Genomic DNA, 24423 nt, shown 5'->3' on the forward strand with positions numbered 1-24423 from the left:
GGTGATGAGCATGGAGAAGATAATAAAAGGAAGAGTTTGGAAGTTTGGCGATGATATATCAACGGATCACATCGCTCCTGGGCGCTATTTCCACCTGCGCACAAATCTGCCCGAACTTGCGAAGCATGTGCTTGAGGATGCGGATCCTGAGTTTCCAAAGAAGGTTAAGCCTGGAGACATAATAGTGGCCGGTAACAATTTCGGTCTGGGAAGCAGCAGGGAGCATGCACCACGAATAATCAAGATTGCAGGAGTTAGTTGTGTCATTGCAAAGAGTTTTGCGAGGATATTCTATCGCAACGCGTTCAACATAGGTCTTCCCCTCCTTGTTGCCGATACGGATAAAATCGACGAGGGCGACGAACTGGAGATTGATCTTGAAAAAGGCATAATAAAGGACCTTACCAAGGGAATTGAGCTGCAGAGCACGCCTATTCCTCCTTTCATGATGCGGCTTCTTGAGGATGGGGGAATAGTGGAGCACATAATGAAGCACGGGGACTTCAAGGTGGATTAATTTCTCTCTTATCCACAAAGTTTTTATTTTTTGAACTCTAATGTTATTTGTGGGAGGAGGCTATCGTGAATGGAAAATATAGTGTTATGGGTATTGTACTGAGCCTTATTTTTGTGGCTCTATTAGTGACACCAGTGGCACTTGGAGAGGACGTGAACAGTGATTCTGATAATGTGAGCATAACCGAAAACCAGTACTGGTATCATACAATTGACCTGCCAAATGGTGGAGGCATAAAGTACACCATAAAGGCAACTGGACCTGTGAATGCGTATCTTTTGGAAGAAAGCAATTTTCAGAAATATGCGGCCGGGCAGAGATTTGTCTATCTATCTGGAGGCTCTGTTCTGAGTGTTCAAAATGCAAACGTGCAGTACTACGTTAACAGTTCTTCTGGAGGTAAGTATTATCTTGTGGTGGAAAGCGCAACGCCAAATCCGGTCAGTTTCAGTTACTCTCTGAAATATGGAAAGGATGTTGAGCTATCATTCGGTGAATTCCTTGGTAGTATGGGAGGAAAGGCCTGTATCCTTGGTATGCTATTTTTTGTGGTATGGCTCTTGGTACTGATCTGGGTTTACAGAGATGCAAGGCGCCGTGGAAAAAGTGGACTGGTATGGTTTCTGGTGGTTCTAGTGCTGAACATAATCGGACTCATAATCTGGCTTATAGTCAGACCAAAAAACAGAGTCCGGTAATTTTTTCATTTTTTAAAAATTTAAGGGGAGGTGTATTTCTTCCACCTTTCCTCCAGTTTTGGGTCCTTCAAGGTTTCCATAACGTAGTTCGCCAGTTCCTCGCCAGTTGCGCCATCACTGCGTCCAGTTACTACGATTTTCTTTTCGTACACCGTGCATATGTCTATGGCCATATTCAGGCGCTTTGCCTCCTCTTTGTAACCAAGGTGCTCAAGCATCATTGCTCCTGCCTTTATCATGCTCATTGGGTTCGCGTACTTTGCCCTGCCTTCCTTTACCATTCTCAATGCAGTGCCATGTATGGCCTCAAACATGGCGTATCTCTTTCCGATGTTCGCAGAGCCGGCCGTTCCAACACCTCCCTGGATCTGGGCGGCCTCATCGGTGAGGATATCTCCGTATAGATTTGGAAGGACAATCACATCAAACTGTGAGCGGCGTGCAGGATCAATGAGCTTTGCAGTCATTATGTCTATGAACCAGTCATCCCATTCTATTTCAGGATAGTCCTTTGCAACACGCTCCGCCACATCTAGGAAAAGCCCGTCGGTTTTCTTGACCACATTTGCCTTTGTTACAACTGTCACCTTTTTGCGATTGTTCTTCTTTGCGTACTCAAATGCAAGGCGAATTATACGCTCAGCTCCAGGTTCCGTAATGACCTTGAAATCCATGGCGAGATCGTTGCCTATTGTTATGCCCCTTGATCCCAGCATGTAGGCACCCTCCGTGTTCTCTCTGAAGAATACCCAGTCAATGCCCAGTTCTGGTACACGTACCGGACGAACATTGGCGAACAGATCCAGGGCCCGGCGAATAGTCACATTGGCACTCTCAATATTTGGCCATGGATCACCCTTCTTTGGAGTGGTTGTGGGACCCTTTAAGAGCACGTGACATTTTTTGATCTCCGCAAGCACATCGTCAGGTACGGCCTGCATGTGCTTCACTCGATTTTCAATGGTGAGCCCTTCAATCTTCCTGAACTCTATTTTTCCCGTGGCGATCTCATCCCTCAGAAGGAATTCAAGAACGCGCTGTGTCTGCTCCGTGATGTATGGACCTATTCCATCTCCTCCCGCAACCCCTATCACTATTTTTGGAAGCTTTGAATAATCAATCCAGTCCCCCTCGTTTCTTATTTTCTGTACCCTTTCCAGCTGCTCTCTGAGCAAACTTTCAAAATGCTCCACCGCTGCCTTAATCTCCTGCTCATACATTGTATCACCAATTGCAATAATGGAATTCAGTAATTAAACTTACCGCTTTTTGTTGGAGTTCGTAAAATTGTATCTTTTAAAGTATGCATATAGAATTGCAATGTAGGTTCCCCATCCCAGAGGTAATTCGGCAAGATGGCCCATGGTAGCTAAAGCGAGATCCATAAAAAGAAGCCAGAATGAAAGAGCGCCCAGCATAAGGCTATGGATAACTTTCTGTGATTGATTTACTTGAATAATGTAAAAAATAATCCCGAGAGGTATGCCTAAAATTATTGGAGCCTCTGAAGGGATAGTTGTATATGGAATGAGCACAAATATTATGAACAATGCCGTTGAGTATGCTATCCCAAGGAGAAAGGCTTTTTTCTCAGATATCTTGGGTAATTTAGGTAGTTTGAGCTTTGTCCCCAAAATTATGAATGATAGGGCAAGCATCGCTGTCAGGGAATATGGAATTAATGGTGGATGATAATTGTCCAGAATATGATTCATTACAATTCCCATGCCCAGGTACATTGATAAAAGGACTATGGCGCTTTTTTTCTTGAGGAAGGTTGTGTTTTTTAGTTCTGGAAATAGAAGTTCGAACAGCATTATGGGTACCCATATGCTCATAAATGCATGAAAAATGGTGAGCCATACTGCCCATACTGTGTTTATGCCCATAAATCTTCCGTATCTTCCGAGTATTCCCAGATCCGGCCATTTGGGGTCAAACCATGATTTTATAAACACACCCTCTTCTAAAATGCCATAGGCAAATCCCAGCATCATGATTCCACCGGGAGTTTTGTTTTTTCGGATCCACAGTTCGCGAAACAGGAGTACTCCAGAGCCATAAAATGCCCAGAGTGATGGAAATGATAGTGGATCTGAAATCACCTGATATGGAGGAGTTGAACCGCTGAGTACCTCTGCAAAGAATGGTGATAAAAGTGAAAGTACCAGTGCAGCCTTGATCTCCTTTCTCACAAAAAGGATATGAATGGGAGAGTATTTAAAATGTGTGAGAAATTATTTTTTTCTCCTAAGAAGAAGCACCGCAATTGCCAGGAACACGGTTAGTGCAAGGAAACTCAGCTCTGGTACGGCCTGTAAAGTTACGTCTATTTGTAGATTGGTTGTTGTGCTGCTCATCGTACCTGAATTTGTTCCCTTCATACCCGTGCTCTCTGCATCCACGCTTATGCTATCCCCACCCATACAGTTGTGTGTGTAAATCTCATAGTATCCATTGCTGTCTGTGGTTGTTTCATAGGTTATGCCAAGGGTGGTGTCGTTTACCCAAACTGTTGCTCCGCTCACCGGGTTCCCGCTGGAATCTTTGACGTATCCATATATGTGGTACTGTGGAATTCCTGCCTTCACCTGGATGTCGTCAAAGTAGAATCCAGGATAATTATGCACAGATTCGTCGCTTTCAAAGTAGAATATGAAGCGAACCTTATGTCCGAGAAGGTTCCTGTTCACGTTTGGATCATTTATTGCACTGGTGTTGAAGGTTTTGAGTACCCATCCTCCAGAGTTGCCCCCGAATATGTATGTGTCATTGAGTCCCTGATCAGATGCGCATATACCATCGTACTGAGAAGCATTGTTATTTGGATCTAAGAGCCACCATGTGCTACCGGTATCATTTTCAAAAGCCATGGTAACGCCATCCCACATTCCACTGGAATCTGCTTCAAGGTCATACCATGCATAGAATGAAAGAGTGACCCAGGACGCGTTTGTGAAATCCATCCAAGGAGTCATCAAAACCTGTACCTGCTCATCTACCCCATAATCTCCATTCAGCACTGTGCCTATCAAATCACTTCCAGAATGTGCAGATGTTGGTCCAACGTTGCTGGGAGAGCCCCATTGCCATATGCTCGGTTCACTGTTACCAGTGCTATAATTCCAAGCCACGGTATGCCAGTTATATAGATACTGCCCATTATCACTGGTCTCAAAATCATTTGTACCGTTGAGGGTGAAGCTATATATGTTACTCCACACGCTCGTGGTACCATCGGTCATATACACCTTAAAATAATACCTCATTCCCGGAGTGAGATTCTCTATTGCCACCTCGTGATATATGCTCGCACTGCTCTCTTCCGGTGTCTGCATATTCATATGGTTCGGGCCAATTCCATATTCTATGTAGGTTTTTACGCTCTCGGAAGTGGTGTAATTTATCACCGCATCCAGGTGAGAGTAAATGTGCATTTCAGTGATGGATATCGTTGCTACGGTTGTTGTGGTGGTAACGCTATCACTCTTGCTTGAATTACCCTCACTAACCGCGGTAACCGTTACAGACTGCGAATCTCCATTGTTTGCGGTGCTTGGAGCAGTGACTGTCAGGGTAACCGTTGTGCTCGCCCCCGCGTTGAGTGTGACTGAATTTTCTGAAAGTGATGCAGACCACCCCGTTGCCACCGAAGATGTGCTCAGATCAAAGGTATCCTGGAGAGTTCCAATGTTCTTCACCGTTATGGTATATGTGGCGGAGTTGCCCGGCTGCACGGTGGCCAATGCTGGATTTACTGAGAGAGATACTCCATATCCATTTACGGTTATCGTGGTAGATGCAGAGTTGTTCGTCTCATTCTTCTCAGCTATTATGTTGTCTGGATCTGCGTAGGCAATCAAAGTATGCGTTCCCACATGCCCGGTGGTATCCCACGTAATCTGAACATTTGCGCTTGCCCCCGCTGCCAGAGTGCCCACGGAGGCATTTCCGATGTGGGTACTTGCAGAAACATTATCATAATAGAAGCCCACGTAAACATTGCTGGCATCTTCATTTCCAACATTCTTCACCGTGGCGTATATTGTGACGCTCTTTCCCTCATCAACTGTGCTCGCGGAAGTGGATATTGAGGTTATTGTAAGATCCGGTGCATTTGCAGAATTTACCGTCAATGTGAGCTGCACGCTCTGAGTTAGATTACCCCAATGGCCAGTGGTGTGATTGTAGGAATACGCATAGAAGGTTAGAGTGTATGTACCTGTGGGAGTGGACGGCTGGGTGGCCACGTTCAAGGTGACCGATGCAGCTGTGCCATTACCGGCAGGATGCACGTATTCCACCGACGTGCTTGCAGTTGCACCGGAAGGTAGGCCGCTCACCGTGAAATGCCCCACCTCGCATGTCCACATGTACGGAAATGCCACATTTATCGTATAAGAGGCAGTCTGTCCCTGAGATATGGTGGCTGAGGATGTGGAGGCACTGAGCACAAATCCGATATCGTGCACAAATTCCCAGGCATTTATAACTCCCCATCCAGATGCAAGGTCCCAGCCGGTGCGGGCATCGTAGGCGGTTTCTCCGTTGTGATACCCGCTGGGAGTTTCTGTCACATCAAAGAATGGTGGAGAGGAACTGTACTTTCCATTATTGTAGAAATCATTTCCAAGCTGATATATTGTTGGTAGAAGATATCCAAATCCATGATCTGAGACTCCGTACTGCACACCCACATAGGCGGCCATCTCTGCAATCATTCCTGCGGTGACGGGGCAGGCTACGGAGGTACCAGCCACATAACTCCACTGCAATCCATTGCTACTGCTGGTGTAGATAAGGGTGTGATTACCCATTGCGGATATATCTGCAGTGGCCCTTCCTGTGCTTCCAGTATTACTTATTATACTCCCTACAAAATCCTGCTGGAACCATGGCTCGGGATATGTAGAACTCACACCACTCTGAGTGCCCCAGTGATCACCAGCACTATTTGTGCTTGAAATATCGTACCACACTATCTCACTGCTTCTGGGGTCAGCAAGGTTTGTATTATATCCCATTGTGGCTTCATCATCAAGAGTGGTAATATCATACCCATTTGGGAATGGCGTGGTGCCACCAACTGCAATAACACCAAATGACGAATGAGCATCTGTTGAAATATAACTTGGTGAATTGGTATCTCCGTCATCTCCTGAGGAGGCAAGAACTGTTACTCCCATAGCATTAAGAGCCTTTATATCGTTGTCTGTGGTTGCAGAACCCGTAGCATCTCCTCCACCCCACGAATTGCTAACAGCCACCAGTGTTGCAGATGTGTCTGTAGCAAGGGTATTTGCTATATAATCGTATTCATTATCTGGGAAATTAGACTCTGAAGGTCCTCCGTTACTTCCTCCAGGTCCATAGACACAGTAAGCATCCACTCCTGGAGCTAAAGTTCCCACCATTTCGAGATCAAGTTCATTCTCCACAGAAACTTGACCATCTGTATTACTGCCTGGAGCCACAGTACCGCTTGTGCCGTAGTAATGAATTGTAGAATTCACACCCAAATTCTGAATCCAAGAGGGAATCACATGACCATAGTAATAACCCACTGCACTCGGATCAAATGGAGCATACTGGTTTCCAGAGGAATCGGCACCTTCCCATAGTACAGTAGCCACGCGAAGTCCAGTGGCAAATATATGCTTTGTACTTGCTGCCCCTGAGGCAGAATCATTGTACAACTCATAAACATGGTACATTCTTGCAACATCTGCTCCACTGAGATAATCTATACCAGAGGAGGCCTTAAAATAGTTTAGATGATACCTTGTGGCGTTGTCAAGTCCATCAATTCCAAATATGTAAGGTATGAAGTTACTTGGGAATTCTATGGGTTTTGATATGGCAAAATACTCTTTTCTTAGATGCTTGCCATCCCCCCTGTAAATGCCGAACTGGGTGTGGAACACACGTTCTATTTTTCCCATACTATCGTATATCGTTATGGAATTTCTTAGGGGGTATGTATATTGCACGTGTAATCCTTCCTTTTTCAACCACTTTAAAATTGAGTTGTAAACAACTTCTGAGGGTGCATATCTATTTTTAAACTCCTTCCAAGAGAGAAAATGGTGGTATTGAGGAGATCTGGGATTGTTTATGAGCCATAGGGTCTTATTCAGATCATCATCGTTTCTCCATTTGAGGGCTATGGTCATATATATTTTCTGCCCAGGATTTGGAGAACCTATATAATTTTCAGGTTTTGCCAGATCTGCATTGAAACCTTTTGTGTAAATGACCATTTTTCCAGGGGATATTTCCCTGGGGCTGTTCACTCTCTGTGGTGTATTGATCAATGTGGCCATGTTCACTATGACCAACAAAAGGATAATGGCAAATACGAACAATCTTTTCTTCCCACCCAGTAAACTCATACGAATCACCTTATAAACTTATCAAATGAAACAATATTATTAATACCTTTCGCAACTCGCAACCAAAAAAAAGTTTAATAGAGAACAGCCAATAACCCACCTATGAAATCCTCACGCATATCCGGATTCTACAAGTTGCCTGTGGAAGATCGTCTCAAAATCGTGAAGGAATTTGCGAATCTGAGTGATGAGGAAGCAAACTTTCTTCTGAATGGGCATCTGGGTATGGAATTGGCAGACAGGATGATTGAGAATGTAATAGGAATGACCGAATTGCCAATGGGCATCGCAACGAATTTTCTGATCAATGGAAGAGATTATCTAATTCCCATGGCCATAGAGGAGCCAAGCGTGGTTGCCGCGGCAAGCCACGCGGCGAAACTTGCAAGGCCCGGAGGCGGATTCTTCACATCCTCCACCGAGCCAATTATGATCTCCCAAATTCAGGTTGTTGGCCTGAAAGACCCTTTCTCCTCAAAATTACAGGTTCTTGAGCATAAAGATGAGTTGATGAGGATTGCCAACGAGCAGGACCCGGTGCTCGTCAAGGTCGGTGGAGGGTGCAGGGACATAACTGCGAGGGTGCTGGATTCAAAATTGGGGCCGATGCTTGTTATCCATTTACATGTGGATGTCAGAGATGCCATGGGCGCAAATGCGGTGAACACCATGGCAGAAGCTTTGGCTCCGTATATAGAGGATATAACTGGTGGCAAGGTCTATCTCCGCATCCTCAGCAATCTGGCCATATATCGCCTTGCCAGGGCCCGCGCGGTGTGGAGGAAAGATGTGATTGGTGAGGAAACAGTGCGTGGTATCCTGTACGCCTATGAATTTGCCCGTGTGGACCCATTCAGAGCGGCTACACACAACAAGGGAATAATGAATGGGATAGATGCCGTGCTAATCGCCACAAGCAACGACTGGCGCGCGGTGGAGGCGGGAGCGCATGCTTACGCCGCTCTCAATGGACAGTACACCTCCCTAACCACCTACGAGGAAGACGATGAGGGGAACCTTGTGGGAAGCATTGAGATCCCAATGGCCGTTGGGATTATTGGGGGAGCAACGAGCACACATCCAAAGGCCAAAATCGCAAGAAAGATTCTGGGCATAACGAGTGCGAGGGAATTCTCAGAAATTCTCGCCGCCGTGGGACTTGCACAGAATTTCGCAGCGCTAAGAGCTCTGGCCACGGAGGGCATACAGCGGGGACACATGAGTTTACATGCTAGAAACATCGCTGTCATGGCAGGAGCGAAGGGAGAGGAAATTGACAAGGTCGCTGAGAAACTTGTGGCCGAGAGAACTGTCCGTGTTGATCGTGCCAAGGAGATACTGGAGGAACTGAGAAAAAATGAACATTAAGAGAAGCGAGATCGTTTTCAGGGGCAAGTTTCTGCGTGTTAGAAGGGACTACAACGGAAGTGCAATATGGGAAAGCATTGAAATTGGAAATCATACGAAAACTGCGGTGGTGATTGCGCTCACGGAAAATAAAGAAATCCTGCTGGAGAAGCATTACCGTTTTCCCTTGAACAGGTATGTTATTGAACTTCCAGCAGGGCTGGTTGATGATGAGGATCCGGAGGAATGTGCCCGAAGAGAACTTTTGGAGGAAACGGGGTATGAAGCAGAGAAACTAATTTTCCTCTTCAGGGGAGTGATCTGTCAGGGGCTAACAAGAATGGAGGCCTACTATTTTTACGCACCCGATGTGAAAATGGTTGCAAAGCAAAATCTTGAACCCACGGAGGAGATAGAAATAATTAAGGTTCCATGGGTAAATGTTGATGAGTATCTCTTTTCTCTTCCTGGGGATCTTATTCTTGGAGCCAACGTGCTAAGCGGGATTTACGCTCTGAAAAGATACCTTGGAAAGTGTTAAATTGTATAAATGCTTGGACCGCGTATGGGGAATGCGCTGAAATACTTCAACAGGGAAAATTATCGCAGGGCGCTTGAACTCTTTCTGGACGAGTTGGAAAATTCCACAACCAGGGATGAAATAGCCTACAATGCGAATCTTGCAGGGCTATGCCTTTATTTTCTCCACTATCCAAGAGAGTCCCTTAAATATTTTCAGATGGCCCTTGACAACACTGAGGGGATTGAGAATCAAAAGGTTCAGGAAAATGTGGAAGAGGTCAAAAGGTTCATGGAGCGAGTTCAGAGCGATATTGAGGAACTTGAAGGTAAGCTTGAAGTTGAGGAGGATAAGAAACAGAGGGGTATAATTTTGAGCAATCTTGGTCTCTTACATTATTTTCTGGGCATGAGGGATGAAGCTGAGAAAGATTTTGGTGAGGCAGAGAGAATATTTCGTAATCTTAGGGATAACGTTGCCCTTGGTGCGGTATATTCAAATTTTGCCTTGCTTTATGATGATATGAGACAGCTGGACTATCTTTACAGAGCCCTTGATCTGTTTGAGAGGGAGGGACATATAAGAGCCCAGGTTGAGACACTCTACCATCTTGCCATGTACTACCTTGAAGACGACTATTTTGACGAGGCTCTCCATTTTATCAAAAAGGCGTTATCCATGCTTGAAAAGGATGGAGATGATGAACTGAAGAAAAAGATCTACGAAGTGGCTGCAGACATATATATGGAGAAGGGAGATGTGGAAAAGGCTTTAAAATTCACCGAGAGTGCATCCAATTTATAATTCCATTATTCTTTTCTCTACCTCTGGGTAAAATTCGGAGCAATCTATCCCGTTTTCCTTGCAGTAAATTAGGGCTGCCACTTCAATGCTCACATACTTCATCCTGTTTTTGATTTCGTTTATTTCCATAAGTATGTCCCTTCTGCTCCTCTTCAGGCTGGATGTCAGGCGATCCATTATCCTTGTGAAAATATCCGGTTTGGTGAAATACCTGGCAACATTCTCCTCGGTGACCTTAAAATCAAGGGGCAGGATCAGTCCCTTCATCTCAAAGGTTGGCTCGTAATGTTCATCCTTTTTCTCAATGAGATGGGTATCCACGGCCACCTTGAACAGTGCGCGTGCGGAATTTGGAGAAATCCACTTCATATCGTAGGACAGGGTATTTACAAAATCCTCCTCCCTTATCTCCCTTCCCTTCCGCTTCACCACGAATGCAACCACCCTTTTCAGATCCTCCATGGGCAGACCTCACCTCCTTTTAGCACATAGGTATTGGCATGCACAAGTGGGGCCATGCGCGCGGATGTTATAATATCTTTGCCCCCCATACTCAGAAATTTTTCAATTTCCTCCATATTGTATGATTTCAAAATCGTGTTCTCCGTTAATTCTATGGCCTTTGCTATCTCCTTCCACCTTGTGAAATGGGGCGTGATCACCGCCTTGGTGCCTCCAATTACGAGCACGTCCATAACATCGTAGTGTCTTCTTGGAGCCGCATCTATCCACATTTCAAAGAGTCCCGATAACTCATCGTAAACCTTGAAGTTCATCTCCCTACCATTGTGGGAGTCCACGTCTATGAGATATAGCACATCTCCATTGAAGGAGTCCACGAAGTTTTCAATACTCTTTCCGTCAATTTTTCCATGCGCCACAGGATATATCTTCAAGCATTCCACGGGGAAGTATGTGTGTATGGAGTAAAAACTTTATCGTTGCAAGGTCATGCGTAGCACGATGCAACTGAGGCACATGGGTGAGCGAAGGGCCATAGACGGGATATGGAAAATAATTGGAAAGAAACAAACCTATGAGGATTGCGTTTACATAAAAATGGGAGATATTTACCAGCTTTATACCGTGGATTTCATTGGAGAGGGTGTGCATTTCATGCGAGAATGGAACCCCGAGAGGGTTGGAGCCTTTTTCGCATCCATAAATTTAAGTGATATTGCTGCAATGGGCGGGCTGCCCGATTTATTCATGGCCTCCATGGCCTTCCCGCAGGATGTGGACTGGAGTTATGTGGAATCCTTTGTTGAGGGAATGAACAGTATCTTGCAGAGATTCCGTGTGCCCTATTACGGTGGAGATTTCAAAGAGTCAAAAAGCGTGGGAATGAGCGGCTTTGCGGTTGGTCATGTGGAGGCCAACAGAATCTTGAGAAGGAACGCATTAAAGAATGGTGAGCGGGTTTTTGTTACTGGAGAACTTGGAAAGCAGGCCGCTGGATATTTTCTCTGGAAAAACGGGCATGATGAGGGCATTGAGTACCTGTTGGACGTGAATCCCCGGATTGAAGAGGGTAGAAAGATTTCAGAGGTTGGAAGCGCATGCATGGACCTATCCGACGGCTTGCTTGCATCTGTTAAATTTATGGGGAATGAGAAATATGGGCTGAGAATATATTTTGATAGGATTCCCATACACAAACTTGCCTATGAGGTTTCAGAGGATTACAACCTGCCCTTGGAGTACCTTGCAACAATGTTTGGTGGTGAGTACGAACTCATATACACTGCCAAGCGTGGTGTGATTGGCAAGGAGATAGGGGAGGTTGTTGAGAGGAAAAATGCAGGGGTATGGAAGGAAAATAAAAAAATTGAAGGTGAGGGTTATGCTCATTTTAGCCAGGCACTGGGAAAAATTGGAAGACAATAAGGTTCGGTGTAATCTGTGCCCACACAGATGCGTGATCGGGGATGGGCAGGTGGGCGTTTGCAGGGTCAGGAAGAATATTGGAGGTAAGCTTTACACGCTCAATTATGGCAGCGTATCCTCAATGGCGGTGGATCCAATAGAGAAAAAACCCCTCTTTCATTTCAAGCCCACCTCCCAGGTTCTATCTGTTGCCACGGTGGGCTGCAATATGAGATGCAAGCACTGTCAGAACTGGGAGATAAGTCAGGTTGGAATGGAGTTTCCATACATAAGGGAGATGAGCCCGGAGGAACTTATGCAGGTGGCCAGGAATTATGAGGGCATAGCATTTACATACAACGAGCCAACAATATGGCACGAATACACCCTTGATGTGGCAAAAATGGCAAAGAGTGAGGGGCTATACACCGTTTATGTTACGAATGGATACATATGCAGGGAGCCATTTGAGGAAATTGCCAGGTACCTTGATGCAATGAACATAGATGTCAAGGCATTTAATGATGAATTCTACAGAAAAATCGCAGGGGCAAGACTTCAACCTGTGCTGGAGACCGTTGAAAGGGCCTATCGCTTGGGAATTCATGTTGAACTCACCTACCTCATAATTCCAACGCTGAACGATGGGGAAGGAGAGATAAGGAGATTTGTGGAGTGGGTGTACGGATTGAGTCCAGAGATACCTGTTCACTTCTCACGGTTCTTTCCCATGTACAGACTCACGGATAAGCCTCCAACCCCGGTTAGGACTCTTCACAGGGCCTACGAAATCGCAAGGGAGGTGGGACTGGAATACGTGTATCTTGGCAACACTTGGGAGCCTGAATACGAAAGCACCTACTGCCCGAACTGTGGGAATCTCCTGATTGAAAGGGTCTACTACAACACCAGAATTTTAGGACTGACGGGAGATGGAAAATGTAAAAAATGTGGCGCAAGGATAAATGTTAGATTGTAATTGCATTTATACGCAAACATTAAAATAAGTTTTATCCTTTTAGGGCTTCGTGGCACTGCGATTGAGCAGGGAGGAGATACTCGAAGGCGGAGTTATACGTACCATGTTCCTCCTAGGCTGGCCCATGATGCTGAGCAGCCTTCTGCAAACCCTTTACAACCTGGCCGATATGTTCTGGCTGGGCCGCCTACCTCAGGAGGAGGCAAAGGTGGCTGTGGCGGCCATAAATTTCACATGGCCCGTGGTTTTTTTCTTCATATCCTTTGCAGGAGGGCTGGGGAGGGGAGGTATACCCATAATATCCCAGTACATCGGTTCAAATGATAGGGAGCAGGCGAACCATTACACGGGTCAGATTTTTGGCATAGTCATAGTTCTTGCAACAATAATGGCGCTCATAGGCTCGGTTTTCTCATACCCCATATTTGAACTCATAGGGGCAAAGGGAACTCTGCTTCAAACATCTGCCATCTACGGATCCATAATATTTCTTGGACTTCCATTCATGTTCGTGGTGATGGGTGGAGGTGCTGTAATATCTGCGGAGGGTGATACGGTAACGCCTCTCATAATAAGTGGAGTGTCGGTGGTTATAAACATAATCTTGGATCCAATTCTCATATTTGGTCTACTTGGATTTCCGAGAATGGGTGTGTTTGGTGCGGCAACTGCAACCGTGATAGCGAGAATGATAGCAGCGGTATGGCTTTTGTACCTACTATTCAAGGGAAAACTCAGATTGAAGCCAAAACTCAGGGATTTCTTACCAAGATGGGAGAGTGTGAAATTCATACTCCGCATAGGCCTGCCCTCAAGTTTCAGCATGAGTGCAATGGCCCTTGGCTTTGTCATAATTCAAAGTATTCTGGCCCATCTTCCAAACTACGAGGTGGCGATTGCAACCTACGGTGTGGCAAATCGTATTGTGAATATGATGTTCGTGGTTGTAAACGGTCTGGCATCTTCGGTGAGCATAATGCTTGGCCAGGCCCTCGGAGCAGATTTGACATCCAGGGCCAAGAAAATTGCACAGACAGGCATATTTTTTATGTTTTACCTTCTTCTAATTGCATCAGGCATAATCTATGTGTTTAGAGAACCCATAATTGCCTTCTTCGTGCCAAATAATCCAGATATAATAAAAAGTGCAGGGGTATTTCTCTCAATAGTTCTGATAGGAATACCCTATTTTGGGATATTTCGGGTTATAAACTCCATTTTAACAGGCTCAGGACACACATTTCAGAGTTTCGTGCTCAGCGTTTCACGACTCTGGGGAATAAGAATTCCACTGGCCGCTTACTTTGCCCTATCCATTGGTGTGGGTATGGGAATGGTGGGCGTGTGGTTTGCCATGGCCATATCCAACATGGTATCCGCAGGAATCGGGGCAATTTTCTACTTCAAGGGGGATTGGTTAAAGAAGATAATCAAGAAGCCTAAATCAAGAACTCGGGTCCCCCTCTCCTGACAAGGATGTTTCTCTTTACCCTTATCACGCCATCCTTAAGGTATATTGAGGGCACAATGGTCACTATCATATTCTCCTCAATCACACAATCGCCGGGTGCGAAGGGCTGATAGAACCCTGCGGAGGGTACGGCACTGTAGTGTGGAAAATTACCAATGATTCTCACATTCTCATCAAGGGTGTTACAGGAGATCCCCGGTTCAATGAGTTTTCCCAGGGACTCGTACATTGAATTTATCCTTTCCAAAGATTTAATCCACTCCCTCTTCTCTCCGGTGAATATTACCCGGGAAAAATTCATGGGATAGCCCTTGAAAAATGGGGTACTGTCTATGTAAAGAATTCCATTCTTTTCCACCTTTCCCGAATGGGTGTGTGGCGCGGGATACCTGCTCTTCGGCCCGAAGGCCACTATGCTTGGATGCTGAAATCCTTCAATGCCATTTTTGAGCAGTTTGGATTCCAGAATTGCCTTTACCTCGCTCAGATCCATACCTATTGAGATTTCGTTCCAGAATTCGCCCAATGCAAGATTTATGCGCTCATTCATAATTCTTATTATTTCAATCTCCTCCTCAAAGGGTTTTCGCATGGCCCTTTTCAGTATCTCCTCCCCATTTTTGAACTTGAAACTTAAATTTCCCGCTCGTGAGTACGGGCTTACAAAGTACTCTCCCCTTAAATCCGGTCTTTCGTAAATCACCTCGTACTCCTCCTCCAGTTCGTCTTCAATCTGCTCCTCCATGAGCGGATGTGCGTAAAGTGTGATCTCCTCATCCACAACCAAGTGCGTGAACGCCTTCGTGCTCACAATCTTTGGCACCTCGGGGTCATCGGGAAAGAAAACGAACCTGCCGTAAGAGCCAACCAATCTTGCCCGCATTTCCCTATAATTCATCCATCACACCCCTGCACACCCTTATTTCCTTAGTTAGATGCTCATCCACATTGTAGATTTTCACCCTTTCATTCAGATAATCATCCACCTCCTTGCCCCTCCATTCTGCCAGTATTATGGTATCGTTGATCTTCAAGATTCCAAAATTTGTTATCAGGTCATAGAACAGATTTGAAATTTTCAAGGGATCAATCCTATCCACGTTGATTCTGTGGGGCAGTTTGTAGTAGATGGAACTCAATCCCTGTGCCTGGGCGTGGAATACCATGTCCTTATCGGCGGTTATGAGCACAACCTCACCATGGAAATTCTCAGCAAACTCCTCATACTGTTTTGCAATCTCCCTATCCCTTATCTCCTTGTCCCTGGTATCTGTGCTTTCCCCTGTCCGAAGGGCATCAAGTACATCGAAGAGGTAGTAAATTTCGTTCATGGCATTCTTTGCCTTTCTTGATTCCTTTACGCTTCCGTTGGCAAATTCGTGCATTATGGAATGATAGGGCAAACTCTCAAAATGGTAGAGCATCTTTCCCGTATACTTTGTATGAATCCTCGCATCCACCTCATCAACCACTATCTGGCTTATCACATACTCAAACTCCTTTCCAAGGTGCCTTGATACAACCCGATAATATGCAATATTTGTATCTATTCCTATGAACACAGGCCTTATGTAAACCTTCTTGTTCTTCATCGAATCGCGCAGTATTTTGAATTCTTCCCTTATTTCTTCCTCGTTTTCAAAATCAACAAGGGCTGAGGACAGAAAGGAATCAAGGAGATCGTAGTAATCTGGCAGATCCCTGCGCAGAAACTCGCCCTTTGCGTATTTCTTCCGTGCAGTGTCCATATCGCCCGGGGTGAGTAGATCTTCAACTTTGAAATTCTCAAGGTTTAGCGTGAAAAGTGGAATTTGGAAAGGAGGATACTCAACCCTTGCCTCTCTCATCCCTTTTACAACGAACTCGTTGAGAAGCACATGTATTTCCTCCTTGGATATGATCATCTCTCCACCTCCGAGAATTCTTGGAGGGACAGGGGGCGCATCATGAAGGGGTATTGGGAGAATCTCATGTCCTTGAGGAGAAGGTACACTATTTTCACGCCACGAATGTCTATGAGGGCCAGAAGCATGCTCTTTCTTGCACCCGTGATGTCTATCGTATCTCCATTCTCCACAAGATCCCTTATGATTTTCTTCATTTCTTCCACAGAATCATCAATTTTCACCCTCTGTATGCTCACATCCTTCCCGTTCTCCCTGTAGAGCACTCTTATTTTCTCCTCCAGTTTTTCTGCCATACCCTTCTCCGTGTGGAGGATGAGAATCTTTGGGGGAAATTTATTTTTCAGTTTCGTGTAGGCGTATATGGAGTTGAACGCGGGCCACACCTCGCGGGATACAAAGGTTATGTACTTCACCTTTGCATTAATGCCTTTGAAATATTTATACGTATGGAAAAAGATTTAAGATAGGGCACAATTCCATCATCAATGAAAATAAATGAGATGTTCCTGAGCGTTCAGGGAGAGGGCATATACATCGGGGTGCCAATGTTCTTCATACGCCTCACCGGATGCAATCTGAGATGCGAGTGGTGTGATACAAAATATGCGTTCTACGAGGGAGAGGATATGAGCATTGAGGATATCATGCAAAATGTGAGAAATGCGGGTGTGGAATGGGTCTGCATAACTGGAGGTGAACCCCTCCTTCAGGATGATGTGTACAAACTCATTGATATCCTTTTGAAGGAGAACTACAGAGTTCTCTTGGAAACAAATGGGTCCATACTTATTGATAAACTGCCCACGGAGGAGAATCTCGTGATTTCCTTGGATATAAAGACCCCATCATCGAGGATGGAAAAGGCCATGAGATTTGAGAACCTTGACTATCTGGGCCCCAAGGACTTTGTAAAATTTGTGGTTGCCGATGAGAGGGACTTTGAGTATGCAAGGGAGATCATTGAGAGATATAAAATAGGGCAGGAAATCGTTTTCCAGCCTGTTGGAGGTACCGATTTGAAATGGCTTGTTGAGAGGGTTCTGAACTCCCGTATGAACGTACGTGTGCTTCCACAATTGCACAAGATAATATGGGGTGAGCAAAGGGGTGTTTGAAATGATGTACACAGATGAGGAGGGAATATTTGCCGTGAAAACCGCGAGAAGGGTTGTGGAAGAGTATCTGAATAGAAGGCGCGTTCCTGAAATTGAGTTTCCAAAAAAATTTGAGGAGAAAGGCGGAGTTTTTACCACAATATCCACCTATCCCGGTAGGAATCTTCGTGGATGCATAGGTTTTCCAGAGCCCGTGTTTCCACTAAAGAAAGCGCTGGTGGAATCCGCCCTTGCAGCCGCATTCCAGGATCCGAGATTTCCACCGCTTACGAGGGATGAACTGAATAGCGTGGTTTTTGAAGTATCGCTTTTAACTCCCCCTGAGGAAATAAGGGTGAAAAGTAGAAAAGAGTTGCTGAGCAGGGTAATCATAGGAAGACATGGGCTCATAGTTGAAAGGGGATTTTACAAGGGTTTGTTACTTCCCCAGGTGCCCGTCGAGTGGAACTGGGATGTGGAGGAGTTTTTGTCTCAGACCTGCTGGAAGGCTGGCTTGCCAATGGATTGCTGGCTTGATGAGAATACAAGGGTATATGCATTCTCCGCCGAGATATTTGAAGAAGAGGAACCAAGGGGCAGGGTAAGGAGGAAGGAAATTGGAGATTGAGGGAAGAATTTACCACCGGGGAGAGATAATAGACGCGGCACTTGAAATTGATGGGGGAAGGATAAAAAGGGTGAAAAAATACATTCCAGGAGCGAAGAAAATAGGAGGCATAATTTTCCCCGGAGCGATTGATCTGCACGTCCATTTTCGCGAGCCGGGTTACGAGCACAAGGAGGATTTCTACACGGGAACAATGAGTGCTGCATTTGGAGGGATCACATTCGTAATGGACATGCCCAACACAAATCCTCCAGTCGCGGATGTGGAGAGTTTCAGCGAAAAACTCAGGATTGTAAGGAGGAAGGCAAATGTTGATTTTTCCCTTTATTTTCTTCTAAACGAAAATGCCCAAATGATGAAAGATCACAATGCCGCTTTCAAGCTCTACATGGGAGAGACCACAGGTGCAAGGGGTTCTAAGGTGATTTCCGTACCCAATTCATTCATCTCGGCGCATGCCGAACTGGATGAATGCATAAAAAAGGAGAGCACGAATTTGAAGGAGCATGACCTCGCGAGACCTGAGAACTGCGAGGTTCGTGCTGTGAAAACCCTTCTTGGGATGGGTAAATTTCACATCGCCCATGTGAGTTCTGTGGATACTGTGGATATGTGCAAGATTGGAAGGTTCACATGCGAAGTCACACCCCATCATCTCCTGCTGCACAGGGATATGCCGCTGGGCTCCTTTGGCAAGGTTAATCCACCACTTAGGGCCAGATGGATATCTGAGAAATTGTGGGAGGAGTTACTGAGTGGCAGAATAGACATTGTGGCAAGCGATCACGCTCCCCACACAATTGAGGAGAAGGAAGAGGATTTTTCAAACGCTCCTGCGGGCATACCCGAGGTGGAAACCTACGTGCCAATTTTTATGCGGCTGATGAGAATGGGAAAAATTCCCCTGCGTAGAATGGTTGAAGTACTGATGGAGAGGCCTGCAGAACTCATTGGAATAAAGAAGGGAAAAATTGAAGAGGGTTACGATGCAGATCTGATCGCTGTGGATTTCGGCGAGGTGAGGAGGGTGAGAAGCAGGGACCTGCATTACAGGTGCGGATGGACTCCCTATGAGGGTTTTGAGGCCGTATACCCGCATACCGTGATTTTGGGAGGAGAGTATGTTATTGAGGATGGTGAATTTGTTGGCGAAAGAATGGGAAAATTTGTGAAGATAGAGGGGAATAAATTTTAATATATTGGCTCATTTGCCAAATCCATGCTTGAGAGGGAACTGGACCTGCAGTTCTTCCATGAAAATGGCTGGAAGAGATACAGATGCAAGAAGTGCGGCTCCTACTTCTGGAGCAGGGAGCCAAGGGACACATGCACGGAGGCACCCTGCGGAGAGTACAAATTTTTAGAGGAGCCGATTTTCAACAGGGAGTACTCCATTGAAGAGATGCGCTCTGCATTCATAAATTTCTTCAAGAGGAGAGGGCATGAGCCCATACCCCGTTATCCCGTGGTGGCAAGGTGGAGGGATGATGTATTCCTCGTGAACGCATCCATCTACGATTTTCAGCCACATGTGACCTCTGGCCTGGCACCTCCGCCTGCAAATCCCCTTGTTATTTCGCAGCCGTGCATAAGGATGGTTGATGTTGATTCTGTGGGAAAAACGGGAAGGCATCTGACCGGATTTGAGATGATGGCACACCACGCATTCAACTATCCTGATAAATGGGTGTATTGGAAGGATGAAACTGTGGAATACGCCCTCAAACTCATTGAAGAGTTGGGCGGAGAGGCGGATAAGGTTGTGCTCAAGGAGCATCCATGGATCGGAGGGGGCAATGCAGGTGCCAGTTTTGAGGTCATTTACGGGGGTTTGGAGCTTGCAACTCTGGTATTTATGAATCTCAGGGAGGATGAAAGGGGCAACGTGGAGATCGATGGAGTTCGCTATTCTGAGATGCCCGTTAAGGTTGTGGACACCGGATACGGCCTTGAAAGGTTTGTCTGGGCCTCAAAGGGCACACCCACCATCTATGATGCGATTTATCCAGATATGATAGGGGAGTTGATGGGAAGATTGAACATTGAGAGAAACGAGCGCAGGGATCTTATACTGAAGCAATTTGCCCTGATCTCACCACGCATAGAAATTGAAGATGAAAAAACTCTTGTGAATGAGGTTCTGAAAGCATCTGATTCAAGTATCAAGGAATACAAAGAGTTCATCGTACCCCTTCAGAAAATATACGCTGTGGTTGATTATACAAGAAGTCTGGCATTTATGCTCACAGATGGAATAGTTCCATCAAATGCCCAGGCGGGTTATCTTGCAAGGTTGCTGATAAGAAGAACGTTGAAACTTCTGGACGATCTGGGCAATCCTGCCAGCATTGGAGAACTCGTGGAAATGCACGTTCACAGGTTCTCGGACATAATGGATACGAGCATGCTTCCCATCGTTCTGGAAGAACTTGAACTTGAAGAGTCCAGGTACAGAAAAACGCTATCAAAGGGTATGGAGATAGTGAAGAGACACGTGAAGAAGAAGGGAAAAATAGATGTGGATGATCTCATCCTCTTTTACGATTCCCATGGCCTTTTACCGGATATCGTTAAGGGTGTGGCTGAAGAGCTTGGTGTGAAGGTTGAAATTCCAAGGGATTTTCACGGACTTGTTGCAGGTAGGCACGAGAAAGCAGCAAGGAAGAAGAAGAGCAAAAGGAGTTACGATTTGCCCGCCACGCGGAAGTTGTATTACGAGGATCCATACCTGAAGGAATTTGAGGCTGAGGTCATTTACTCAAAGAACGGTGAGATTGTTCTCGATTCAACGGTCTTTTATCCGGAGGGAGGTGGCCAGCCGTCGGACAGGGGATATTTTGAGTATGGGGGTAGGAGGTATCCTGTTAATGATGTTCAGAAGTACGGCGATGTGGTTGTGCACCTCATAGAGGGCCATATACCTGAGGGAGCGAGGATCAAGGGCTTTATTGACTGGGAGCGTCGCGAAAGGTTGATGAGGAATCACACCGCTGAGCATGTTCTTCTTGCCGCGTGCCGCAGGGTTCTTGGAAAGCATGTGTGGCAGCACGGTACCCAGAAGGATGTGCACGAGTGCAGATTTGACATAGCCCATTACAAACCCATAACCCGTGAGGAGATAAGAAGAATTGAAGAGGAGGCCATGCGCATAATAACCTCATGCATACCTGTTGAGGCTAAGTTTATGAATCGTACTGAGGCGGAGAAGAAATATGGATTTGTGCTCTATGAGGGAGGAATTCCCCCAGGCAGGGAGATAAGGGTCGTTAGGATTGGGGATTTCGATGTTGAGGCGTGCGGAGGTACCCATGTTCGCAACACGGGCGAGATAGGATTTCTGAAGATTATGCGTACCGAGCGCATTCAGGACGGTGTTAGCAGAATAATTTACACCTCTGGTTTGAGCGCCCTTGAGCATACCCACCATGTGGAGGATACCCTGCAGAGAAGCGCAGATGTTCTGGGTGTACAGTGGGAGAAACTGCCCGAGAGTGTGGAAAGGTTCTTCAATGAATGGAAGGAGCAGAGAAAGACCATTGACAGGCTGAAGAGGGAAAGGACGGAGTCCATAAAGAGAGAACTTGAAGACAGGGACATAATTGCGGAACTTCTTCCCCTTGAAATGAAAGAACTCGGTATTCTGGCCCGTGGACTTGCCAGCGAGGGAAAAAGAGGAGTGCTTATAGGAGAGGATGGAAGTTTTGTTGTATTCGGCGCAAATGCCAGGGAAATTGCCGAGAAAATTGCAGAAGCCATGCAAGGCAGGGGCGGGGGTAAGAATGATTTCGCCCAGGGAAGAGGCAAAAGGGAGAGGGTCAAGGAAGGATTAAATAGGGCGAGAGAATTGCTGGGGTTGAAATGATCAATCCAGAGGTGGAAGAGGTAAATTTCATCGTGAGAAAGTACCTGAACGTTTACGATTTCAGAATCACACAGGATCATCTTGAATTCTACTTTACCCCCGGCGATGAGGGCGAATTTGAAAGAAATTTTGAGAAATTGAGGTTGGAACTCAAGAAAAGACAGATGGTTCCCATAGTGAGGAAAGAGACGGGTGAATATGTTCTTGTGGTCATAAGAACGCCTAAAAGAAAATTTCTGGGTCTCTGGGTGAACGTGGTCCTCCTTCTGGCCACCCTCGCATCAACGATATGGGTTGGCATGGGTTACTACGTGACATACTACGGTCCATCAACCACTGTAAACGAAATAGTGGGTGGTTTTCTTTACTTTGCCCTTCCACTTATGACCATTCTCGGTGTGCATGAAATGGGACATTATTTTGCTGCCAGAAGGCACAATGTTATGGTATCCCTACCCTTCTTCATACCTGCACCCACCCTGCTGGGCACACTTGGAGCGTTCATATCGGTGAGAGAACCCATCCCCGATAAGAAGGCCCTTGTGGACATTGGACTGGCGGGGCCCATAGCCGGGTTCATAGTGGCAATTCCTGTAACTTTACTGGGTATGTACTTGGGTACCCTCAATCCTCCAGCGATTAATATAACGGAAACAAACAGGTATATCCTGCTCAATGTTCCAATAATTTACAACGTGCTTTCCTATTTCATGCCCTCCCCAGAGTTCATACATCCCATGGCCATGGCTGGATGGGTGGGATTTGTGGTCACTGCCATAAATCTATTTCCCATAGGACAACTGGACGGCGGGCACGTGGCTCGGGCGATTGCTGGAGATAATACAAAGTATGTGAGTTATGCCTTTGCTGCAATTCTCTTCATACTCGGAATTTGGTATCCCGGCTGGATAATCTTTGCCCTCCTGGTGGTTTTCCTGGGATTGAATCATCCACCACCCCTCAACGACATCACAAAACTGGATAAAAAGAGATGGGCTCTGGCGATCTCTGGATTTTTGCTTCTTGCGGTTACATTCGTACCTGTGCCCATGCAGATGGTTACCCTCCACGAGGATATGCAGCTCTCCGTGAATTTAAATGGTGGAATCTTGGTTGAAAACCTTGAAAATTCAACAACCATCCATATTATGGTGGTTAACAATGGTGAGATGAAGGAGAATACAACCATAACCATAGGGGGTGATTTTTACATATCAAATTCAACCTTCAATTTTGTGCTGGATCCAGGTGGAAACTGGAGTGGTAGTGCAATCTTGAAATTGAAGGAAAGTGGAGTGCATAGAATAACCGTATCCCTTTCAACCAGAAGCGGGTATGTGATGGAGTGGCACAGGGATTTGCTGTGCCTGAATGAAAGCAGAACTCTGCATTTTGAGCCAGATGTGGTGCACTCCTTCTCCTTCAACACCACACTGGTCAACGATGGAAATATCTCCACAGTACAGTTTATGGCCCTAAATGGTGTTTACTTCAACATAACAAGTTCCTCTTTACCGATGCTGGAAAACGAAACAATGGTTATACCGGGGAATGCATCTGCCACCTTACATTTTGTGGTTATGGGGAAAACCACGATTCTTGCTGTGGACATGCTCAATTACCGGGCTGTCTGGATTCAAGTAAGAGTTTAAATCTTCTTGCATCTTCCCACATACGGGTGTTGTTAAACATAATGTAATCTTCCCCTTTTGCCAGATTCATCAATTTCTGCAGGTCTTCATCAGAGTACCTGTAATTATAACCACCTATGCCGTGAAGCCGGTAATAGGAGAAATCGCCCCATACGCTCCTGTTTTTGAATGGATCGACCACATGAATCAGATCTGCCTCCATGCATATTTCCCTCACAACCTCCAAATCCCATCTGCCCCTTGGCTCCCATCCATATGTGGTAATCCTTTCCACCTTATCGAAGAAATTGAGTATGTTTTCAATATTGCTCTTATTCTGCCTGAAACTTGCAGGGGTTTGAAATACTATTACCCTGGCCTTTAGAATTCTGGCAATCTCTGCAAAATTCTTCCACGAGAGCATAACATCCCCGTTGCTTTTGAAGTAACCAAAATCTCCGGGGGGTCCCCTGTATCTGCGATATGTTGGACTCGACGTTGGATGGGTGATCGTTTGGGGTGCCTTAAGCGTGAAAATGAAATCTTCGGGTGCATTGTCTCTCCACCTTTGGGCAAGGGATTTTGATATTGGTGTGTAAAATGTTTTTTGAATTTCAACAACATTGAACTCTTCAAAATATTTTTTCTTTGCAACCGGAAATCCACAGGTGCCTATGTGCATATTTTGCAATTTAAAGTATTGCATA

General features: G+C 45.7%; 22 protein-coding genes. 13 read left to right on the forward strand and 9 right to left on the reverse strand.

Annotation, left to right across the window (positions count from 1 at the left end):
• Window positions 1-19: 19 nt before the first annotated feature.
• Window positions 20-517, forward strand: a complete 498-nt coding sequence (locus AC0S1O_RS04545; protein ID WP_475394470.1) for a 3-isopropylmalate dehydratase small subunit — start codon at window positions 20-22, stop codon at window positions 515-517.
• Between the two features lie 65 nt (window positions 518-582).
• Window positions 583-1215, forward strand: coding sequence for a PLDc N-terminal domain-containing protein (locus tag AC0S1O_RS04550; protein ID WP_475393151.1), 633 nt, complete (start codon window positions 583-585; stop codon window positions 1213-1215).
• 20 nt (window positions 1216-1235) lie between these two features.
• Here AC0S1O_RS04550 and AC0S1O_RS04555 read toward each other — a convergent pair whose 3' ends face one another.
• The 3 genes from AC0S1O_RS04555 to AC0S1O_RS04565 are packed head-to-tail and all read right to left on the reverse strand — an operon-like array spanning window position 1236 to window position 7607.
• Window positions 1236-2435, reverse strand: a complete 1200-nt coding sequence (locus AC0S1O_RS04555) for an isocitrate/isopropylmalate dehydrogenase family protein (protein ID WP_475393152.1) — start codon at window positions 2433-2435, stop codon at window positions 1236-1238.
• Window positions 2436-2474: 39 nt separating this feature from the next.
• Window positions 2475-3410, reverse strand: a complete 936-nt coding sequence (locus AC0S1O_RS04560) for a hypothetical protein (RefSeq protein ID WP_475393153.1) — start codon at window positions 3408-3410, stop codon at window positions 2475-2477.
• A 42-nt stretch (window positions 3411-3452) separates the two neighbouring features.
• Window positions 3453-7607, reverse strand: coding sequence for a protease pro-enzyme activation domain-containing protein (locus tag AC0S1O_RS04565; RefSeq protein WP_475393154.1), 4155 nt, complete (start codon window positions 7605-7607; stop codon window positions 3453-3455).
• Between the two features lie 102 nt (window positions 7608-7709).
• Here AC0S1O_RS04565 and AC0S1O_RS04570 point away from each other — a divergent pair, with 102 nt between their 5' ends.
• The 3 genes from AC0S1O_RS04570 to AC0S1O_RS04580 are packed head-to-tail and all read left to right on the forward strand — an operon-like array spanning window position 7710 to window position 10278.
• A complete protein-coding gene (locus AC0S1O_RS04570; protein WP_475393155.1) occupies window positions 7710-8975 on the forward strand; it encodes a hydroxymethylglutaryl-CoA reductase, degradative in 1266 nt (421 codons plus the stop codon).
• Window positions 8965-9495 (forward strand): NUDIX hydrolase, encoded by a 531-nt coding sequence (locus AC0S1O_RS04575; RefSeq protein WP_475393156.1) that lies wholly within the window; start codon window positions 8965-8967, stop codon window positions 9493-9495. Before AC0S1O_RS04570 ends, AC0S1O_RS04575 begins: the two co-directional genes overlap by 11 nt.
• Window positions 9496-9519: 24 nt before the next feature.
• Entirely contained in the window at window positions 9520-10278 is a 759-nt protein-coding gene (locus AC0S1O_RS04580) for a tetratricopeptide repeat protein (protein ID WP_475393157.1), read from the forward strand.
• Here AC0S1O_RS04580 and AC0S1O_RS04585 read toward each other — a convergent pair.
• Both AC0S1O_RS04585 and AC0S1O_RS04590 read right to left on the reverse strand, forming a co-directional pair.
• Window positions 10273-10740 carry a DUF2240 family protein gene (locus AC0S1O_RS04585; RefSeq protein WP_475393158.1) on the reverse strand — a complete coding sequence of 156 codons (468 nt, stop codon included), beginning with the start codon at window positions 10738-10740 and terminating at the stop codon, window positions 10273-10275. The genes AC0S1O_RS04580 and AC0S1O_RS04585 overlap by 6 nt on opposite strands.
• Window positions 10728-11183 carry a hypothetical protein gene (locus AC0S1O_RS04590; protein WP_475393159.1) on the reverse strand — a complete coding sequence of 152 codons (456 nt, stop codon included), beginning with the start codon at window positions 11181-11183 and terminating at the stop codon, window positions 10728-10730. The genes AC0S1O_RS04585 and AC0S1O_RS04590 overlap by 13 nt, the downstream gene beginning before the upstream one ends.
• A 58-nt stretch (window positions 11184-11241) precedes the next feature.
• Between AC0S1O_RS04590 and AC0S1O_RS04595 the strand changes: the two genes are divergently transcribed.
• From AC0S1O_RS04595 to AC0S1O_RS04605, 3 genes are read left to right on the forward strand one after another with little or no spacing between them, the layout of a single operon-like run.
• On the forward strand, window positions 11242-12165 hold the full coding sequence (locus AC0S1O_RS04595) for a thiamine-phosphate kinase (RefSeq protein ID WP_475393160.1): 924 nt from the start codon (window positions 11242-11244) through the stop codon (window positions 12163-12165).
• Window positions 12122-13123 (forward strand): AmmeMemoRadiSam system radical SAM enzyme, encoded by a 1002-nt coding sequence (amrS, locus tag AC0S1O_RS04600; protein WP_475393161.1) that lies wholly within the window; start codon window positions 12122-12124, stop codon window positions 13121-13123. The genes AC0S1O_RS04595 and amrS overlap by 44 nt, the downstream gene beginning before the upstream one ends.
• 49 nt (window positions 13124-13172) lie before the next feature.
• A complete protein-coding gene (locus AC0S1O_RS04605; RefSeq protein WP_475393162.1) occupies window positions 13173-14594 on the forward strand; it encodes an MATE family efflux transporter in 1422 nt (473 codons plus the stop codon).
• On the opposite strand, the gene AC0S1O_RS04610 is transcribed toward AC0S1O_RS04605, so the two are convergent.
• From AC0S1O_RS04610 to AC0S1O_RS04620, 3 genes are read right to left on the reverse strand one after another with little or no spacing between them, the layout of a single operon-like run.
• On the reverse strand, window positions 14563-15492 hold the full coding sequence (locus tag AC0S1O_RS04610) for a M24 family metallopeptidase (RefSeq protein WP_475393163.1): 930 nt from the start codon (window positions 15490-15492) through the stop codon (window positions 14563-14565). The two genes, AC0S1O_RS04605 and AC0S1O_RS04610, sit on opposite strands and share 32 nt — an antisense overlap.
• Entirely contained in the window at window positions 15482-16498 is a 1017-nt protein-coding gene (locus tag AC0S1O_RS04615; protein ID WP_475393164.1) for a PIN domain-containing protein, read from the reverse strand. Before AC0S1O_RS04615 ends, AC0S1O_RS04610 begins: the two co-directional genes overlap by 11 nt.
• A complete protein-coding gene (locus AC0S1O_RS04620; RefSeq protein WP_475393165.1) occupies window positions 16495-16914 on the reverse strand; it encodes a hypothetical protein in 420 nt (139 codons plus the stop codon). Before AC0S1O_RS04620 ends, AC0S1O_RS04615 begins: the two co-directional genes overlap by 4 nt.
• Window positions 16915-16986: 72 nt before the next feature.
• Here AC0S1O_RS04620 and AC0S1O_RS04625 point away from each other — a divergent pair, with 72 nt between their 5' ends.
• From AC0S1O_RS04625 to AC0S1O_RS04645, 5 genes are read left to right on the forward strand one after another with little or no spacing between them, the layout of a single operon-like run.
• Window positions 16987-17616 (forward strand): 7-carboxy-7-deazaguanine synthase QueE, encoded by a 630-nt coding sequence (locus tag AC0S1O_RS04625; RefSeq protein WP_475393166.1) that lies wholly within the window; start codon window positions 16987-16989, stop codon window positions 17614-17616.
• Between the two features lies 1 nt (window position 17617).
• Window positions 17618-18223, forward strand: coding sequence for a TIGR00296 family protein (locus AC0S1O_RS04630; protein WP_475393167.1), 606 nt, complete (start codon window positions 17618-17620; stop codon window positions 18221-18223).
• Window positions 18213-19418, forward strand: a complete 1206-nt coding sequence (locus AC0S1O_RS04635; RefSeq protein ID WP_475393168.1) for a dihydroorotase — start codon at window positions 18213-18215, stop codon at window positions 19416-19418. Before AC0S1O_RS04630 ends, AC0S1O_RS04635 begins: the two co-directional genes overlap by 11 nt.
• Window positions 19419-19442: 24 nt before the next feature.
• Window positions 19443-22085 carry an alanine--tRNA ligase gene (gene alaS, locus AC0S1O_RS04640; protein WP_475393169.1) on the forward strand — a complete coding sequence of 881 codons (2643 nt, stop codon included), beginning with the start codon at window positions 19443-19445 and terminating at the stop codon, window positions 22083-22085.
• Window positions 22082-23737 carry a site-2 protease family protein gene (locus tag AC0S1O_RS04645; protein WP_475393170.1) on the forward strand — a complete coding sequence of 552 codons (1656 nt, stop codon included), beginning with the start codon at window positions 22082-22084 and terminating at the stop codon, window positions 23735-23737. The genes alaS and AC0S1O_RS04645 overlap by 4 nt, the downstream gene beginning before the upstream one ends.
• Here the strand turns inward: AC0S1O_RS04645 and AC0S1O_RS04650 are convergent.
• Complete coding sequence (locus AC0S1O_RS04650) at window positions 23700-24398, reverse strand: DUF72 domain-containing protein (RefSeq protein WP_475393171.1); 699 nt, start codon at window positions 24396-24398, stop codon at window positions 23700-23702. The two genes, AC0S1O_RS04645 and AC0S1O_RS04650, sit on opposite strands and share 38 nt — an antisense overlap.
• Window positions 24399-24423 lie beyond the last annotated feature (25 nt).

It is taken from the genome of Candidatus Aciduliprofundum sp. HYA1 (assembly GCF_056175085.1).